The sequence below is a fragment of the Kribbella sp. NPDC051620 genome, assembly GCF_044453825.1.
Classification (GTDB): domain Bacteria; phylum Actinomycetota; class Actinomycetes; order Propionibacteriales; family Kribbellaceae; genus Kribbella.
In genome coordinates, this window is record NZ_JBITDB010000002.1 from 965,415 (window position 1) to 982,304 (window position 16,890).

Below are 16,890 nucleotides of genomic sequence, written 5' to 3' on the forward strand. Positions count from 1 at the left end.
GTCAGTCCTCGCGGGTCAGGGCGGCGAGATCGGCGTCCACCATGATGCGGACGAGCTCCGGCACGTGCACCTGGGCCTTCCAGCCCAGCTCGGCGAGCGCCTTCGACGCGTCGCCGATCAGCGAGTCGACCTCGGTCGGCCGCTCGTAGCGCTGGTCGTAGTCGACGTACTGCTCCCAGTCCATCCCGGCGTGCTCGAAGGACAGCTGGACGAAGTCGCGGACCGAGTACGACGTACCGGTGGCGACCACGTAGTCGCCCGGCTTGTCGTGCTGCAGCATCCGCCACATGCCCTCGACGTACTCCGGCGCGTAGCCCCAGTCGCGACAGGCGTCCAGGTTGCCCAGGTACAGGCGCTTCTCCTGGCCGAGCTTGATCCGGGCGACCGCCCGGGTGATCTTGCGGGTCACGAACGTCTCGCCGCGGCGCGGGCTCTCGTGGTTGAACAGGATCCCGTTGACCGCGAACATGTCGTACGCCTCGCGGTAGTTGCGGGTCATCCAGTACCCGTACAGCTTGGCCGCGCCGTACGGCGAGCGCGGGTAGAACGGGGTCTCCTCGTTCTGCGGCGGCGGCGTCGCGCCGAACATCTCCGAGCTGCTGGCCTGGTAGAAGCGGCAGTTCAGCCCGATCATCCGGATCGCCTCGAGCAACCGGGTGGTGCCCATCCCGGTGGTGTCGCCGGTGTACTCCGGTTCGTCGAAGCTGACCCGGACATGGCTCTGAGCGGCCAGGTGGTACACCTCGTCGGGCTGGATCGACGCCAGCAGCGTCACCAGCCGCGAGCCGTCGGTCAGGTCGCCGTAGTGCAGGAACAGGCGCTTGTCCTGCTCGTGCGGATCCGTGTACAGGTGGTCGATCCGGTGCGTGTTGAAGGTGCTCGCGCGGCGGATCAGGCCGTGCACCTCATACCCCTTGCCGAGCAGCAGCTCGGCCAGGTACGAACCGTCCTGGCCGGTGATGCCGGTGATCAGAGCCTTCTTCGCAGCGCCCCCGGCTGCGGCGTGCTCCGGCGTGTGGCCCCCAGTGGTGGTCATGCGTCGTTCCTCCCGTTGGCGAGGTACCAGGCGTAGACACTGGCCACGCCCTCCTCGAGGTCGATACCGGGCTTCCAGCCCAGGGCGCCGAGCTTGCTCACGTCGAGCAGCTTGCGCGGTGTGCCGTCCGGTTTCGACGGATCGGTGCCGATGGCACCGTCGTAGCCGACCGCCTTCGCGATGATGCCGGCCAGCTCGCGGATCGTCACGTCGGTACCGACGCCGACGTTGATCGGGCCCGGCTCGTCGTACTGCTCCAGCAGGTGCAGGCTCGCGTCGGCCAGGTCGTCGACGTGCAGGAACTCCCGCCGCGGGGTTCCCGTCCCCCACAGCACGACCTCGTCGGCTCCTGCCTGCTTCGCGTCATGGAACCGGCGGATCAGGGCCGGCAGCACGTGCGAGCTGGTCAGGTCGAAGTTGTCGTTCGGCCCGTACAGGTTGGTCGGCATCGCTGAGATCCAGCGCAGGCCGTGCTGGCGGCGGACCGCCTGGACCTGCATGATGCCGGCGATCTTGGCGATCGCGTACGCGTCGTTGGTCGGCTCGAGCTCACCGGTGAGCAGGCTCGACTCCTTGATCGGCTGCTCGGCGAACTTCGGGTAGATGCAGGACGACCCGAGGAAGAGCAACCGCGGCACCCGGACGTCGAGCGCGGCGTCCATCAGGTTGACCTGGATCCGCAGGTTGTCGCTGAGGAACTCGGTCGGGTGGTCGCGGTTGGCCAGGATCCCGCCGACCTTCGCGGCGGCGTCGATCACCACCTGCGGGCGGTGCTCGGCGAAGTAGGCTAAGGTGGCGTCCCGGTCGCGCAGGTCCAGCTCCTTGGAGGTCGCGCCGATCAGATCGGTGAAGCCCTCCGCCTGGAGCTTGCGCCAGATGGCCGAACCGACCAGGCCGCGGTGTCCCGCGACATAGACCTTTGCGTTCCGGTCGAGCCGGCCATCCACGACGTCTCCCATCAGTAGGCACCAGACCCGCGGATCACCGCGCGGGCCGTCTTCCACAAGATCAGCAGGTCCAGCGTCATCGACCAGTTGTCGACGTAGCGCAGGTCGAGCACGACCGATTCTTCCCACGACAGATCGCTGCGGCCGCTGACCTGCCACAGCCCGGTCAGTCCGGGCTTGACCAGCATCCGACGGGTGTCGTCTGCGGCGTACAGGGCGACCTCTTGCGGCAGCGGCGGGCGCGGGCCCACCAGCGACATCTCGCCGCGCAGCACGTTGATCAGCTGCGGCAGCTCGTCCAGCGAGAACCGGCGCAGGATCCGGCCGAGGCTGGTGACGCGAGGATCGTCGCGCATCTTGAACAGCATCCCGTTGCCGTCGCTGAGCGCATGCAGGTCGCCCAGCCGTTGCTCCGCGTCGACGAACATGCTGCGGAACTTGAGCATCGAGAACTCTTCGCCCGCGCGGCCGACCCGGCGCTGCTTGAACAGCACCGGTCCCTTGCTGCTCAACCGGACCGCGACGGCGAGGCCGAGCAGCAGCGGCGACAGCACGATCACCAGGATCAGGGCGAGCATCCGGTCGAAGACGCCCTTCAGCAGGTGCGGTCCACCGCTGACCGACGGGCGCTCCAGGTGGAGGAGCGAGAGCCCGGCGACCGGACGGACCGAGATCCGCGGACCGGCGACCTCGATGATGCCTGGCGACACGATCAGCTCGACGCCGCGCTGTTCCAGCGCCCAGGACAGCCGGCGCAGCGACTGACCGGCGAGGTCAGGATCGGAGGCGACGGCGACGACATCCACGGCGTGCCGGTCGACGGCGGCCATGATGTCGGCCTCGTCCAGCTCGTCCGGGCCGAGCAGCAAGGCGTCGTGCTCGCGGTGCGGCCTGCCGTCGCCACGGGGGCGACAGGTCGCGACCACCCGGAAGCCGTCCGAGGGACGCTTCTCGAGATGTTCGCTCAAGGTCGCGGCCTGGCCGTTGCGGCCGACGACCAGCACCCGGCGCATGCAGCGGCCGCGGTACCGGTGCCGGCTGAGGTCACGGCGCAGGCCGTACCTGAGCAGCAGCGCGAGGAGCACCGTGGCCGGGATCGCCAGCACGACGAAGCCGCGGGCGATCTCACTCTTGGTGGCGTACGAGACGATCGCGACGACGGCGGTCAGCCCGGCGCCCGAGCGCAGGATCGAGCGGAACTCGTCCGGTCCGGCGCCGAAGAAGCGCGGCTCGTAGCCCTTCGACATCGCCACCGCGGCGACCCATGCCAACGGCAGCAAACTGCCGAAGACCAGGTAGGCGCCGCCGACCTGGTAGCCGAACCTGGTCAGCAAGGCGATCGAGACGCCGATGACGGCCGCGAGCAGGTCTCCCCCGAGAGCTGCCCAGCGGTAGACCGCCACCCACTGCGGCTCGGTCAGCCGGGCCGACCGCGGCACGATCGCGGGCACCGAGTCCGGCACCACCCAGACCGGGCGGCGCCGGTCGAAGTACTCCGACGGCACGACCGTGGTCTGCAGCGTCGCTGATGGCAGGCCCGTCGACGACAGGCCCGTAGTAATGGTCGCGTCTGTTTCAGACGCGGCTTCCCCCATGACGGCATGATCCGTCACCCTTAGTCACCCCCCGGTGAACCGGCCGCGTTTCGAGTCACACTCTGTCACAATCTCCAGTGGACCCAGTCGCGTTACGCCGTGAAGTACACCGTCCCGTCGACGGCAGTTCACCGAGGGTACTACGCGCAAAGCGGGTCCGACAGTAGTAACTACGGAGTGTTGGGAAGCGTTACGCACGGGAGTTCGGGGCTTCCTCGGACACGGCACCGCGGGACCGTGACGACGGTCCCGCGGTGTTCGCAAGGGGTGGTGGAACAGCGTGCTCAGCCGGCGATCAGGCCGTCGCCGCTGATCAGTTCGCGCATCTCGGCCAGCGTGCTGTCACCCGGCGGCAGGATCGCGTCGGAGTCGTGCAGCTCGGTGTCCGGCACCCGGTCGCCGGCCCGGACGAACGCCAGCAGCGCGGCGAAGGTGGTCTTGAAACCCTCTTCGTCTCCGGCCGAGACGGCCTTCTCCAGGTCGGTGTCGACCAGGTTGAGCTGGTCCAGCTTGTCGTCGGCCAGCTGGTACTGACCTTCGCCCATGATCCGGACGATCATCACGCGTCTCCATCCTGCGGTCGGACCGGCTGCTGCACGGGTTGCTGAGCCGGCTGCTGGGGCTGGGCCGCGCCGGGCGCGTCCTGGGCGATCTGCTTGGGCGCCTCGGCCGGAGCGATCTGTGCCTTCAGGGCGGCGAGCTCGGACTCCACGTCCGAACCCGTCGACATCCGCTCGAGCTCCAGCGTGATGCTGTCCTTGGACGAGCCCGAGGCGTCGTCGAGCGCGCCGGAGGCGAGCAGCTCGTCGATCGCGCCGGCCCGGGCCTGCATCTGCAGGGTCTTGTCCTCGGCCCGCTGGACCGCCAGACCGACGTCGCTCATCTCCTCGGAGATGCCGGAGAAGGCCTCGTTGATCCGGGTCTGCGCCTCGGCGGCGGTGTAGGTGGCCTTGATCGTCTCCTTCTTGGTGCGGAAGGACTCGACCTTGGCCTGCAGCCGCTGCGAGGCGAGGGTGAGCTTCTCCTCCTCACCCTGGAGCTGGGCGTGCTGGGTGGTCAGGTCGTCGATCTGGCCCTGCAGCCCGGACTTGCGGGTGAGCGCCTCGCGGGCGAGGTCCTCACGGCCCATCGAGAGCGCCTTCTGGGCCTGGTCCTGCAGCTTCTGCGACTGCGACTGCAGCTGTGACGCCTGCAACTCGACCCGCTTGCGGCTGGTGGCCACGTCGGCCACACCCCGGCGCACCTTCTGCAACAGTTCGAGCTGCTTCTGGTACGAGTAGTCAAGGGTCTCGCGAGGATCCTCAGCCTTGTCCAAAGCCGAATTGGCCTTGGCCTTGAAGATCGTCGACACCCGCCTGAAGATGCTCATCGATATCCGTACCCCTTCTGTGCCGGAGGTGACCCGGCGTGCGTGTCAACCACCCTATGTCCCTGCGGGTCACCACACCATCAGGACCGGCCCGGATAAAGTGGACCAAAGGTCCGGGGACCACCCCGAGACCGGCGCCGCCAGTCCCGAATGAGGTTCATCCCCGTGTTCCGTCGTACCAAGTCTGAGACATCGTCCCAAACGCAGGCCACGGCCCCCCAGCCGAAGGTCGGGGGCAAGGGGCGTCCGACCCCGACCCGGCGCGAGGCCGAGGCGTCCCGCAAGGCGGCGCTGAAGAAGCCGCGCAACCGCAAGGAGGCGGCGGCGTACCGGCGGGAGAAGGTACGGACCGAGCGCGCCAAGATGCAGGACGCGATGAAGACCGGCGACGACCGGTACCTGCCGGCCGCCGACAAGGGCCCGGTCCGCCGGTTCGCCCGCGACTACGTCGACGCCCGCTGGTCGGTGATGGAGTTCGCGCTGCCGGTGCTGCTGGTGATCTCCCTGGTCGGGGTCGTTTTCTCTCAGGCCTTCCCCTGGTTGCCCGGACTGGTCAACATCCTCTTCCTGCTGATGATCGTCGCGATCGCGGGCGACTGGTTCATCGTGACCGGCGGGCTGAAGCGCGCGGTCAAGGCCAAGTTCCCGAACGAGTCGGCCAAGGGCATCGGCTTCTACGCGGTCCGCCGGACCATGCAGATGCGCCGCTGGCGCCTGCCCAAGCCGATGGTCGCCCGCGGCGAGAAGCCCGCGTAACTTTCCGGCCCCCAGCGGTATCGAAGTAGGCAGAAGCATTACTTCGCACTGTGGACCAAGGGGCTGCACATGTCCGGTCGGCCGATCGCAGCGGCTGTCGCCGCGTTGCTGGTACTGACGATCACCCCCGGGGCCGCGCGGGCCTCGGGTACGCAGGCATCGGGGCAGGCAACGGCCGCCGCCGCGTGCGCGATAGCGCTCGGGTCGGTGACCGCCGGTGGCGACCACACGACCAGCGGGATCATCGCCGGCTCGCCACCGACGGTGCAGGAGGGCCGTACCTTCACCGACATCTACCCCGACGGCCAGGTCCGGCTGAGTTCGATGATCGCGATCGATCCGGACGTCACCGGTACCGGCGGGGTGTACTCGGGCTTCGTGGTGATGGGCTCGACCATGTACAACAGCGGATTCGTCCTCACGGAGGACGGCGAGGTCGACCGGTCGAGGCCGACGGTTTCCCGGGTCGGTGGCGGCTGGGGTGAGATGACCTTCTTCGAGACCAGCAAGTACTGGGACTACCCCGCCCTACCCAACCTCACCACCCAGTACGCTCTGCGCTCCGACGGGGTGCTGATCCGCTGGGAGATGCGTCCCGCCAGGCTCTGGGCCAACAAGCAGACCGCGGGCGGGTTCGCCGCGGTGAAGACGATGGCGCTGATCAGCCAGACCAAGACGTACGAGACCTTCCTGGCGAACACCCGGGGCGGCGCCCTCTACACGATCCGGATCCCCCGGACCTCGCCGATGAAGCCGGTCGTCAAGTTGGTCCGCAGCTCGACCTGGCAGGGCTTCGAGGCGCTGATCGCCGAGAAGTGCGGCCAGTACGGCACGCTGCTGCTCGGCATCGACAAGGACACCCGGTCCGGCTACCTGTACGCCGTCGGCCACGCGAACGGCGCCGCCACCGTGATCAAGGGACTCGGCAGGGTACCGGCGACCTTCGCCGACGCCGTCTACTTCCGCCACGCTCTCCGGCCCGGTGACGCCCCGACCCTGTTCGGGGAGTGATCAGGCGTCGAAGGGAGTGACCTCGATCGGGCGGGCGCAGGCCGCGCTCGCCCGGGTCGCCCAGTCCTGCGCGGTCGCCAGGTCGGGTGCCTCGATCACCCAGAAGCCCGCCATGTACTCCTTGCTCTCCACGAACGGCCCGTCGGTGATCAGCACGTCGCCCTGGTGGGCGCGGACCACCGACGCGGTCGTCCGCGGCTCCAGGCCGCCACCGAAGACCCAGACGCCCTTGGCCACCATCTCCTCGTTCAGCTTGCCGACGTCGCCGCGCTCGTGCTCGTCGGACTCGCCGTCCACGTGAATCACGCCCAGCAGGTACTGCGTCATGGCACTCACCTTCCGTTCTCGTCGTACGGGTCATCCCCTACACGAGGTGGACCCGCCCGGATCGACACCGCGTCCAAGAGTTTCTCGCAGTAGGGTCAGTGGCATGGACTTTCGGTATCTCGGAAACAGTGGGTTGAAGGTCAGCGAGATCTCGTACGGGAACTGGCTCACGCACGGGTCGCAGGTGGAGAACGATCAGGCCAAGGCCTGTGTGAAGGCGGCCCTGGAGGCCGGGATCACCACCTTCGACACCGCGGACGTCTATGCGAACACCAAGGCGGAGACCGTCCTGGGTGAGGCGCTGGAGGGCGTGCGGCGCGAGTCCCTGGAGATCCTCACCAAGGTGTACTGGCCGACCGGGCCGGGCGGACCGAACGACGCCGGGCTGTCCCGCAAGCACATCCACGAATCGATCAACGCGTCGCTGAAGCGGCTGAAGACCGACTACGTCGACGTCTACCAGGCACACCGGTACGACACGGAGACGCCGCTCGAGGAGACGATGGAGGCGTTCGCCGACGTCGTCCGGGCGGGCAAGGCGCTCTACATCGGGGTGTCGGAGTGGACCGCGGAGCAGCTCCAGGAGGGCCACCGGCTGGCTCGTGAGCTGCACGTCTCGCTGGTCTCCAACCAGCCGCAGTACAGCATGCTCTGGCGCACGATCGAGGCCGAGGTGGTCCCGGCCTCGGAGGAGCTGGGCATCGGCCAGGTGGTCTTCTCCCCGATCGCGCAGGGCGTGCTGACCGGGAAGTACAAGCCGGGCGCCGAGCTGCCGGCCGGGTCGCGGGCGACCGACGACAAGGGCGGCTCGAACATGATCAGCCGGTACCTGAACGACGACGTGCTGACCCGGGTGCAGGAGCTCCAGCCGATCGCGGACGAGGTCGGGCTGTCGATGTCCCAGCTCGCGATCGCCTGGGTGCTGCAGAACCCGAACGTCTCCTCGGCGATCACGGGCGCCTCCCGGCCCGAGCAGGTCACCGAGAACGTGAAGGCGGCCGGAGTGAAGCTCGAGGACGGGCTGCTGAAGCGGATCGACGAGACCCTCGGCGGCATCGTCGAGCGGGATCCGGCGAAGACCGCGCAGAACTCGCCGCAGACCCGGCCGGGCTCATGAGCTGGACCTGGCGGTTCGAGACCGCCACCGGTGAGACCGCCGACCCGGGCGACCTGACGGGTGCTGAGTTCTCCGCCCAGGGCGACGCCGAGAGCTGGCTGGGCGAGACCTGGCGCGAGCTGGCCGAGAAGGGCGTCGGGCAGGTCTATCTGCTCGAGGACGGCCGTGAGGTCTACGGCCCGATGAGCCTGGCGGCCCAGGAGTAGCTGACTGTAGCGGTCGTGGCCCGGAGCCCGGGAGATAGGCTCCGGGCCATGATTGCTGTTAAGCGACTGGTCCTCGCGCTGCTGGGCGGCCTTTTGCTCGCTGGTGGCGTTGGTGTGACCGCCCAGGCCGAGGACGGGTACCGGTTCTGGGGTTACTACCAGTACACGGCTGGACAGTGGGCCTTCGCTCAGAAGGGCTCCGAGGCCGTAGTACCGGCGGACGGCGCCGTGGAGGGCTGGCGGTTCGCCGTGGGTGGCTCCAAGCCACGGGTGCCCCGCGCTGCTGGGGACTTCAACGCCATCTGTGGTGCGACTCCTGCCGAGACCGGCAAGAAGCGGATCGCCCTGGTGATCGACTCCGGTACTCCGGCCGACTCGGCCTCCGGCGCGACTCCTCCCCCGGCGAGTGGCACCTGTGTCGTCACTGACCTCAAGGCGACCGGGGCGAAGATCCTGGCCGCGGTGAAGCCGGTGCGGATCGAGAAGGGCCTCACCTGCGCGATCGACGGCTACCCGGCGACCGGCTGTGGCGACCAGGTCAAGAACATCTCCGTGCCCGCCACGGACGAGCCGGTGAAGCTGGAGATCGGCCCTGCGGTCGGAGCCGCCCCCTCCGCCACCCCGTCAGGCACCCCGGCTGACAACCAGCCGGCCAAGGGACACAAGGTGGGCTGGGCGGGTGGCGTACTGATTCTGCTCATCGCGGTCGGCGGGTACCTCACCAGCCGCCGCCGTAGGAAGTTCTTGAAGCAATAGGTGCGCGCTGTCAATCGTCCCGACCTCCCCAGAGCACTGCACCCGGGGGCTTGGTGGCTGTGGGCGCTGGGGCTTGCCGTGGCCGCCAGCAGGACCCGCAATCCCCTCCTGCTGATCCTCATCCTGGTGATAGCCGGCTTCGTGGTGGCTGCCCGTCGCAGTGACGCTCCCTGGGCCAACAGCTATGTGGCGTTCCTCAAGCTCGGTCTGGTCGTCATCGGTATCCGGGTGGTGCTGCAGGCGCTGCTGTCGACCCGCTCGCAAGGCAACACGCTCCTGTTCACACTGCCGCAGATTCCCTTGCCTGACTGGGCCAGTGGCGTAAAGCTCGGCGGTGAGGTCACAGCCGAGGCAGTACTGACCGCCCTGTACGACGGTGGCCAGCTCGCGGTGATGCTGTGTTGCATCGGCGCCGCCAACGCGCTGGCCAGTCCGCGCAGGCTGCTCAAGTCGCTACCGGGTGCCCTTTACGAGATGGGCGTCGCCTGCGTCGTCGCATTGACCTTCGCACCGCAACTGGTCACCGATGCTCGCCGTATCCGGGCCGCTCGACGTCTACGCGGCCGCACCCGCGGTTCCTTCCGTACTACCGCCATGCCGGTCCTCGAAGGCGCACTCGACCGGTCGGTCGAGCTGGCTGCGGCTATGGACTCCCGTGGCTACGGCCGAACTGCGCATGTCCCCCGGCGGCAGCGGCGGATCACTGGTGGCGCAGTACTGCTTGGGCTGCTCGGGATCGCCTTAGGCGTCTATGCGTTGCTGACTGACTCCATGGCCTTCCCCGTCGCCGCTGGTGCACTAGCTGTCGGATTGCTGCTCGCTGTCGGCGCCATGGCGGTCGGGCGGCAGCGGGTGACTCGTACCCGCTACCGGCCGGATCCGTGGGCCTTGCCCGAGTGGCTCGTCTGCATGTCGGGTGCCTTGGCTGCTGCGGTGATGATCGTCGCTGCTGCTCGTGGAGTGCCTGGGTTGGTCCTGCCGGGTCCCTTGGTCGTTCCGCCGGTGCCCTGGCTGCCGGTGATCGGTCTGCTGTTCGGTCTGGCTCCTGCGGTGGCCGCTCCGCCATTGGCCCGACGACGTGAGCTGGTACCGGCATGATCGAGTTCGACCGCGTGACGGTCACCTACGACGGCGCCACCGAGCCGGCCGTCCGGGACGTGAGCTTCACCATTCCGGAGGGCGAGCTGGCGCTGGTGATCGGCCGGACCGGGTCAGGCAAGTCGACGCTGCTCCGGACCATCAACGGGCTGGTCCCCCACTTCACCGGCGGGACGCTGGCCGGACGAGTGCTCGTCAACGGCCGGGACACCCGCGAATACCGGCCGCGCGATCTGGCTGACGTGGTCGGCATCGTCGGGCAGGACCCGATGGCCGGGTTCGTGACCGACACGGTCGAGGACGAGCTGGCTTACAGCATGGAATCGCTCGGGATCGCGCCGGACGTGATGCGGCGGCGGGTCGAGGAGACTCTTGATTTGCTGGGGCTGGCCGGCGTACGGGACCGGGCGCTGACCTCGTTGTCGGGCGGACAGCGGCAGCGGACGGCTATCGGGGCTGCGCTCACCTCTCACCCTGCGGTACTCGTCCTGGACGAGCCGACGTCGGCGCTGGACCCCCAGGCGGCTGAGGAGGTGCTGGCCGCGTTGCAGCGGCTGGTGCATGACCTGGGCGTCACCGTCGTGATGGCGGAGCACCGGCTTGAGCGGGTGATTCAGTACGCGGACCGGGTGATCGAGGTGCCTGGAGGTTCGGGTGCAGTCTCTACCGGGCTCCCTGCCGACCAGATGATCACTGCGCCGGTCGCGCCGCCGGTGGTTGAGCTGGGTCGGCTGGCTGGTTGGTCACCGCTGCCGCTGTCCGTGCGAGACGCCCGTAGGGCTGCAGTCGCGCTGCGCTCCCGGCTGACCAATCTGGCTCCGCTGAGGCCAGCAGCTGTCGAGGGGCGTGAGTTGGCCTCGTGCAAGGACCTTGTGGTCGCCTATGGCAGCACCCCGGCTCTGCGTGGGGTGTCGTTGAGCATCAAGTCCGGCGAGGTCGTCGCGCTGATGGGCCGGAACGGCGCGGGCAAGTCCACGCTGCTCAATGCACTGGTCGGGCTCGTGCAGCCGCGTTCCGGTAGCGCTGCGGCGGCTGGGGCCGACCCGCGGCGTACCAGGCCGGCGCAGTTGGTGAAGGCTGTCGGGTTGGTGCCGCAGGAGCCGGCTGACCTTCTCTATGCCGCCACTGTGGCTGACGAGTGCGCGGGGGCCGACAGTGACTTCCGGGTGGCGGCCGGGAGTTGCCGGGCGGTACTGGACCGGCTCGCACCGGGTATCGATGACCAGTTGCACCCGCGCGACCTGTCGGAGGGACAACGGCTCTGCCTGGCGCTGGCGGTCGTACTGTGCGGTGCTCCTCCCCTGTTGTTGCTGGACGAGCCCACGTGTGGGTTGGACTACGGCGCCAAGCACCGGTTGGTCGAGATCCTGCGGGAGCTGGCGCTGGCCGGGCACGCGGTGGTGCTGTCGACACATGACGTGGAGATGGTGGCTGAGGTCGCTAATCGCGTGCTGGTGCTGGCTGAGGGCGAGTTGGTGAGTGATGGCGAGACTGCGACGGTCATCGCGGGCTCCCCGGCGTTTGCTCCTCAGGTGGCGAAGATCCTGGCGCCACTGCCGTTCCTGACCGTCGGCGAGGTCGCTTCGGCGCTGGAACGGGCGTCGTGAGACTCGTCCGGCTCAAGCCGCGCAGTACGGCGACGCTGGTGCTTGCTTCTGTCGTGGGGGTTCTGGCGTTCGGGTGGCCGCTGCTCTGGTCGTCGTCACAGGGCGGGGAGTCGGCCATCGGGCATACGACCGATGCGCCTTGGCTCTTTGTGCTGTTGCTGCCGTTGCTGGTGGCCGTAGTACTGGCTGAGCTGTCCGAGGACGGGATCGACGCCAAGGTGATCTCGCTGCTGGGCATGCTCGCGGCGGTTGGGGCTGCACTGCGGGCGCTCGGGCCTGGGACTGCTGGGCTGGAGCCTGGGTTCTTCCTGTTGATCCTGGCGGGGCGGGCGTTCGGGGCTGGCTTCGGTTTTGTGTTGGGGGCTGTGTCATTGCTGGCCGGGGCGCTGGTCAGCGGCGGGGTCGGGCCGTGGATGCCGTTCCAGATGTTCGCCTGCGCTTGGGTTGGGTGCCTTGCCGGGCTACTGCCCCGGGTGGGTGGGCGACTGGAGTTGCTGCTGCTGGCGGCGTACTCGATGGTCTCCGGGGTGCTCTATGGCCTGGTGATGAACCTCTGGTTCTGGCCCTACGCCACCTTCGGCAGCGACTTCTCCTTCATCCCCGGCGACTCACTCGCCGACAACCTGCACCGGTACGGGTTGTTCGTGGTGGCGACGTCGCTGGGATGGGACATCCCCCGCGGTGTGCTGTGCGCGGTACTGGTGCTGGTCCTCGGCCGCCCGATCCTCAATGCCTTCCGCCGGACAGCCCGCAAGGCTGCCTTCGACGTACCTGTTGTGTTCGAGAGGGGGTCTGATGGCTGAACTGATCACTGGGCCTGACGGGGCGGTGGTGGACGGCGTACTGCGTCTTGGCATCGATGGAGTGGTTGGTGCAGCCGGTTACGAGGTGACGACAACCAGAACCCCCAGCGGCCTCCGGTACGACATACGGACACCAACTGGCGAGCAGTTGTCCTGGACAGCTCCTGCGGTGGCGCAGAGAACTCTGGTACTCGGCGGTGCTCGCTCCGGCAAGTCAACCGAGGCCGAGCGGCTCCTGGCCGGCCATGCCGACACCGTCTACGTCGCCACCGGTGGCGACGGGTCGGCTGACCCGGAGTGGGCTGAGCGGATCGCGTTGCATCGCGCACGGCGTCCCGCATCCTGGGGACTCGTCGAGACCATCGATCTGGTGCCGTTGCTGGAGAGCCCCGGACCGCCGCTCCTGATCGACTGCTTCACGCTCTGGCTGGCGCGGGTGATGGACGAGTGCGAGGTCTGGACCGACCACAGCCGGGCAGCCGAGGTCGAGAGGCGGATCGAGCACCTCGCCGAGGCCTGGACAGCAACCACCAGGTTGGTCGTTGCTGTCAGCAACGAAGTGGGCTCAGGCGTAGTACCGGCCGACGCCGGCACCCGGCTGTACCGAGACCTGATGGGCCGCGTGAACGCCACCCTCGCCAGGCGCTCGGAGACGGTCCTGTGGTGCGTCGCAGGACGAACCATCGCGATCTGAAATCAGCTGAGGAGAGCACAGAGATGGTTGATGGGTTGAAGCTCGCGTTCGGGACCTTGTCGGTTTTGCCGGTGGGGGCGCCGGGGGTTGTGGATCGGCGGGTGGCTGGGCGGGCGATGGTGTGGGCTCCGCTGGTCGGGTTGGTACTGGGCGGGATCGCCGGGTTGGTGGTTTATGGCGCCGACCGGCTGAAGCCCGATGCGCCGTTGCTGGCGGCGGTACTGGGGGTCATCGTGCTGATGGCCTTGTCGGGCGCCTTGCATCTGGACGGGCTGGCGGACAGCGCCGATGGCTTCGGCAGCCGGCGGGATCGCGAGACCAAGCTGCGGATCATGAAGCAGAGCGACATCGGACCGTTCGGGGTGGTGTCGATCGCGGCCGTCCTGCTGATCGACGTTGCCGCCCTACACACCTGCATCCAGAACGGTTTCGGCTGGCAAGCACTGGTCATCGCCGCCGTCGCCAGCCGCCTCACCCTCCCCTGGTCCTGCCGCACGTCGGTCCCGTCCGCCCGCCCCGACGGCCTCGGCGCCATGGTCGCCGGCACAGTACGCCCGTACGCCGCCGCGCTCCTCACCCTCGTCACCATCACCGCCGCCGCAACCCTCGCCTGGCTAACCTCCCGCGCCACCACCCGCGGTTGGTGGGCGTACAGCGACGAGGGCAGCATCCCGGTCGGCGGCCTCTTCGGCAGCGGCCAGTCCTACCCGCCCAGCAGCCGGCCGTGGGACAGCAACTACCTCCCCGGCAACACCCAACTGGCGGACTGGCTCGGCCTGTCAACGCTCGACCTCACCATCCTCGGCGCAACCGTCGCGGTGCTCGGTGCCGTCCTGCTGAGCTTCGCCGCAACGCGGCGTACCAGGAAATCCCTCGGCGGCATCACCGGCGACACCCTCGGCGCCACCGTCGAACTCGCGCTGCCCGTGACGCTCATCATCCTCGCCTTCACCAGCTGAGCCACCAACGTGCATTAGTGTCCTTTCGGGCATAGGGGTGGGCAGCACTACGCGTAACGGTGAGGACACGTGACGGTTACCCGGAGATTCCATGACGGCGGTTCGGGAACGAACCCGCCGCGATCCGTTATCTTTATGTAATGAACGCAACCCGCCCAGCGCCTGGCTCGCAGGCTTCGCTGCGCGAAGCCAACCGCGAGCGCGTCCTGGGGGTTGTCCGGCGGCACGGGCCGCTCACCCAGGTGGAGATCGCCGCGGCCTCCGGGTTGTCCGCCGCGACCGTGTCGAACATGGTCAAGGAGCTCGACGCCGCCGGCATGGTCGGGCTGTCCCGCAGCATCCGCAACGGGCGTCGCGCGGTACTGGTCTCCCTGGCCTCCGGCGGTGGCTTGCTGGCCGGAGTCGCCTTCGGTGAACGCGATGTCCGGGTAGCGATCGCCTCAGAGAGCCGCGAGATCCTCGCCCAGCAACTGATGCCACTCCAGGCCGACCACGTCGCCGACGACGGCATGGAGCGCGCCGCCCGCCTGCTCGCCGACCTGTGCGAGACGGTCAACGCCAGCGTCGAGGACATCGGCGCGATCGGCTTCGGCCTGCCCGCGCCCGTCGACTCGGTCAGCGGCGAGGCGGGCTCCGACGCCGTACTGCCCGGCTGGCGCGGCGTGAACGTCGCCGAGGCGATGGCCGGCCACCTGCGCGCCCCCGTCGCACTCGACAACACCGCCAACCTCGCTGCCCTGGGTGAACTGCGCGAAGGCGCCCTGCGCGGCGTGAAACACGGTTGCTACATCAAGTTCTCGTACGGCGTCGGCGCCGGCATCGTGCTCGGCGGCGAGGTCTTCCGCGGCTCCGCCGGTACCGCGGGCGAGATCGGCCACCTCACCATCGACGAGAACGGGCCGATCTGCCGGTGCGGCAACCGCGGCTGCCTCGACACCTTCGTCGGCTCGCGCGCATTGCTCGCCAGCCTGCAGGCCTCCCATGGAGCGCTCCGGCTCCGGGACATCGTCACCCGCGCCCTGGCCGGTGATCTCGGCTGCCGACGGGTGATCGAGGACGCCGGACGCCGCGTCGGAGTCGCGGTCGCCGGCCTGGTGAACCTGTTCAACCCCGAGGTGATCGTGGTCGGCGGCAAGATGGCCGGGGCCGGCGACCTGATCATGCTGCCGCTGCGGGAAGCCCTCGACCGGTGCGCGATCCCGAGCGCCGCCGCCACCGTCGAGCTCCGGCCCGCCGAGCTCGGTGACGATGCGGATGTGCTCGGTGCCATTCAGTTGGCGTCGGTGCTGAGCCATGCCCGGACGGCCCGGGCGCTCGAGACAACCGTGTAACAACGATATGTCTATTTCTTGAATTCAAGCCTTGACGTCAAGCTGGTTCTGGGTCTTGACTCTGCTCAGGCCTACTCGGGCCCTCACGTCAAGGAGTCGCTCTATGTCCGTCTCACCAACCCGTCTTGTCGGCCTCGGCATCGCCGTATCGGCCCTTGCCCTCTCACTGGTGGCCTGTGGGTCGGACGACAAGTCCGACGCCGCCGGCGGCGGTGACAGCAAGGGCGGCAAGATCGCCCTGCTGCTGCCCGAGTCGAAGACGACTCGCTACGAGGCGCTCGACCGCCCGCTGTTCACCGAGGCCCTCAAGGCCGAGTGCGCGAGCTGTGAGCTGATCTACAGCAACGCCGACCAGGACGCCTCCAAGCAGCAGACCCAGGCCGAGGCCGCGCTGACCCAGGGCGCCAAGGTCCTCGTGCTCGACCCGGTCGACGGCAAGGCCGCCGCCGCGGTCGTCGCCGCCGCGAAGGCGCAGAACGTCCCGGTGATCGCCTACGACCGCTTCATCGAGGGCGCGAACTACTACGTCTCGTTCGAGAACGAGGCCGTCGGCAAGCTGCAGGCGCAGACCCTGGTCGACGCCCTGAAGGCGGCCGGCAAGACGTCCGGCAACATCGCCGAGATCAACGGCTCGCCGACCGACCCGAACGCGGCCGACTTCAAGAAGGGCGCGCACAGCGTGCTCGACAGCTCCGGCTTCAAGATCGCCGCCGAGTTCGACACCCCGGACTGGAGCCCGGACAAGGCCCAGTCGTGGATGGAGGGCCAGCTCAGCGCCATCAAGTCCGACCTGGTCGGCGTCTACGCAGCCAACGACGGTACCGCTGGTGGCGCTATCGCGGCCCTCAAGGGTGGTGGCGTGAAGCCGCTGCCGCCGGTCACCGGTCAGGACTCCGAGCTCGCCGCGATCCAGCGGATCGTCTCCGGCGACCAGCTGATGACGATCTACAAGGCCGTCAAGCCGCAGGCCACCGCCGCCGCCAAGGCCGCCGTCGCGCTGGCGAACGGTGGCAAGGCCGAGTCGACCGGTGACTTCAAGGGTGTTCCGGCCACGATTCTCGACCCGATCGCCGTCACCAAGGCCAACATCAACGACACTGTGGTGAAGGACGGCATCTACAAGGTCTCCGACATCTGCACCGCGTCGTTCGCCGCGGCCTGCACTGCCGCCGGCCTCAAGTAACTCCCGGCCGCAACCGATGCCGGCCCGCCCCCGGGCCGGCATCAAGCAGAGCCGAGGTCCGGGTGGGCACCCAGGTGCCCACCCGGACCGAAGCC

The 16,890-nt window shown here is 68.6% G+C and carries 18 protein-coding genes; 12 read left to right on the forward strand and 6 right to left on the reverse strand.

The genetic code is table 11. The features are described from left to right. Window position 1: 1 nt before the first annotated feature. From gmd to ACIA12_RS11695, 5 genes are all read right to left on the reverse strand, one after another. Window positions 2-1,036 carry a GDP-mannose 4,6-dehydratase gene (gene gmd, locus ACIA12_RS11675; RefSeq protein WP_396366866.1) on the reverse strand — a complete coding sequence of 345 codons (1,035 nt, stop codon included), beginning with the start codon at window positions 1,034-1,036 and terminating at the stop codon, window positions 2-4. Then, window positions 1,033-1,995: a GDP-L-fucose synthase family protein gene (locus ACIA12_RS11680; RefSeq protein WP_396366867.1), complete on the reverse strand. Its 963-nt coding sequence runs from the start codon at window positions 1,993-1,995 to the stop codon at window positions 1,033-1,035. The genes gmd and ACIA12_RS11680 overlap by 4 nt, the downstream gene beginning before the upstream one ends. Further along, window positions 1,995-3,578, reverse strand: coding sequence for a sugar transferase (locus tag ACIA12_RS11685; protein WP_396366868.1), 1,584 nt, complete (start codon window positions 3,576-3,578; stop codon window positions 1,995-1,997). Before ACIA12_RS11685 ends, ACIA12_RS11680 begins: the two co-directional genes overlap by 1 nt. A gap of 284 nt (window positions 3,579-3,862) precedes the next feature. Further along, complete coding sequence (locus tag ACIA12_RS11690) at window positions 3,863-4,138, reverse strand: hypothetical protein (RefSeq protein WP_396366869.1); 276 nt, start codon at window positions 4,136-4,138, stop codon at window positions 3,863-3,865. Beyond that, window positions 4,138-4,947, reverse strand: a complete 810-nt coding sequence (locus ACIA12_RS11695; protein ID WP_396366870.1) for a PspA/IM30 family protein — start codon at window positions 4,945-4,947, stop codon at window positions 4,138-4,140. The genes ACIA12_RS11690 and ACIA12_RS11695 overlap by 1 nt, the downstream gene beginning before the upstream one ends. A 165-nt stretch (window positions 4,948-5,112) precedes the next feature. Here ACIA12_RS11695 and ACIA12_RS11700 point away from each other — a divergent pair, with 165 nt between their 5' ends. Both ACIA12_RS11700 and ACIA12_RS11705 read left to right on the forward strand, forming a co-directional pair. Continuing rightward, a complete protein-coding gene (locus tag ACIA12_RS11700) occupies window positions 5,113-5,703 on the forward strand; it encodes a DUF3043 domain-containing protein (RefSeq protein WP_396366871.1) in 591 nt (196 codons plus the stop codon). Window positions 5,704-5,772: 69 nt separating this feature from the next. Continuing rightward, window positions 5,773-6,714 carry a hypothetical protein gene (locus ACIA12_RS11705; RefSeq protein WP_396366872.1) on the forward strand — a complete coding sequence of 314 codons (942 nt, stop codon included), beginning with the start codon at window positions 5,773-5,775 and terminating at the stop codon, window positions 6,712-6,714. Here the strand turns inward: ACIA12_RS11705 and ACIA12_RS11710 are convergent, their stop codons facing one another. Beyond that, window positions 6,715-7,041, reverse strand: coding sequence for a YciI family protein (locus ACIA12_RS11710; protein ID WP_396366874.1), 327 nt, complete (start codon window positions 7,039-7,041; stop codon window positions 6,715-6,717). Window positions 7,042-7,144: 103 nt separating this feature from the next. Here ACIA12_RS11710 and ACIA12_RS11715 point away from each other — a divergent pair, with 103 nt between their 5' ends. From ACIA12_RS11715 to ACIA12_RS11760, 10 genes are all read left to right on the forward strand, one after another. Then, window positions 7,145-8,158, forward strand: a complete 1,014-nt coding sequence (locus ACIA12_RS11715) for an aldo/keto reductase family protein (RefSeq protein ID WP_396366876.1) — start codon at window positions 7,145-7,147, stop codon at window positions 8,156-8,158. Continuing rightward, window positions 8,155-8,364 (forward strand): hypothetical protein, encoded by a 210-nt coding sequence (locus tag ACIA12_RS11720; protein ID WP_396366877.1) that lies wholly within the window; start codon window positions 8,155-8,157, stop codon window positions 8,362-8,364. The genes ACIA12_RS11715 and ACIA12_RS11720 overlap by 4 nt, the downstream gene beginning before the upstream one ends. 48 nt (window positions 8,365-8,412) lie before the next feature. Next, window positions 8,413-9,120 (forward strand): SCO2322 family protein, encoded by a 708-nt coding sequence (locus tag ACIA12_RS11725; RefSeq protein ID WP_396366878.1) that lies wholly within the window; start codon window positions 8,413-8,415, stop codon window positions 9,118-9,120. After that, window positions 9,121-10,218: a CbiQ family ECF transporter T component gene (locus ACIA12_RS11730; protein WP_396366879.1), complete on the forward strand. Its 1,098-nt coding sequence runs from the start codon at window positions 9,121-9,123 to the stop codon at window positions 10,216-10,218. Next, window positions 10,215-11,825, forward strand: a complete 1,611-nt coding sequence (locus tag ACIA12_RS11735; protein WP_396366880.1) for an ABC transporter ATP-binding protein — start codon at window positions 10,215-10,217, stop codon at window positions 11,823-11,825. The genes ACIA12_RS11730 and ACIA12_RS11735 overlap by 4 nt, the downstream gene beginning before the upstream one ends. Continuing rightward, window positions 11,822-12,628 carry an ECF transporter S component gene (locus ACIA12_RS11740; protein WP_396366881.1) on the forward strand — a complete coding sequence of 269 codons (807 nt, stop codon included), beginning with the start codon at window positions 11,822-11,824 and terminating at the stop codon, window positions 12,626-12,628. The genes ACIA12_RS11735 and ACIA12_RS11740 overlap by 4 nt, the downstream gene beginning before the upstream one ends. Further along, entirely contained in the window at window positions 12,621-13,322 is a 702-nt protein-coding gene (locus ACIA12_RS11745) for a bifunctional adenosylcobinamide kinase/adenosylcobinamide-phosphate guanylyltransferase (RefSeq protein WP_396366882.1), read from the forward strand. Before ACIA12_RS11740 ends, ACIA12_RS11745 begins: the two co-directional genes overlap by 8 nt. Window positions 13,323-13,345: 23 nt before the next feature. Continuing rightward, a complete protein-coding gene (locus tag ACIA12_RS11750; RefSeq protein ID WP_396366883.1) occupies window positions 13,346-14,281 on the forward strand; it encodes an adenosylcobinamide-GDP ribazoletransferase in 936 nt (311 codons plus the stop codon). Window positions 14,282-14,421: 140 nt separating this feature from the next. Continuing rightward, window positions 14,422-15,612 (forward strand): ROK family protein, encoded by a 1,191-nt coding sequence (locus tag ACIA12_RS11755; protein WP_396366884.1) that lies wholly within the window; start codon window positions 14,422-14,424, stop codon window positions 15,610-15,612. A gap of 103 nt (window positions 15,613-15,715) precedes the next feature. After that, the gene (locus ACIA12_RS11760) at window positions 15,716-16,795 is read left to right on the forward strand and encodes a sugar ABC transporter substrate-binding protein (RefSeq protein ID WP_396366885.1); all 1,080 of its coding nucleotides are present in this window, start codon (window positions 15,716-15,718) and stop codon (window positions 16,793-16,795) included. The last annotated feature ends 95 nt before the right edge of the window (window positions 16,796-16,890 follow it).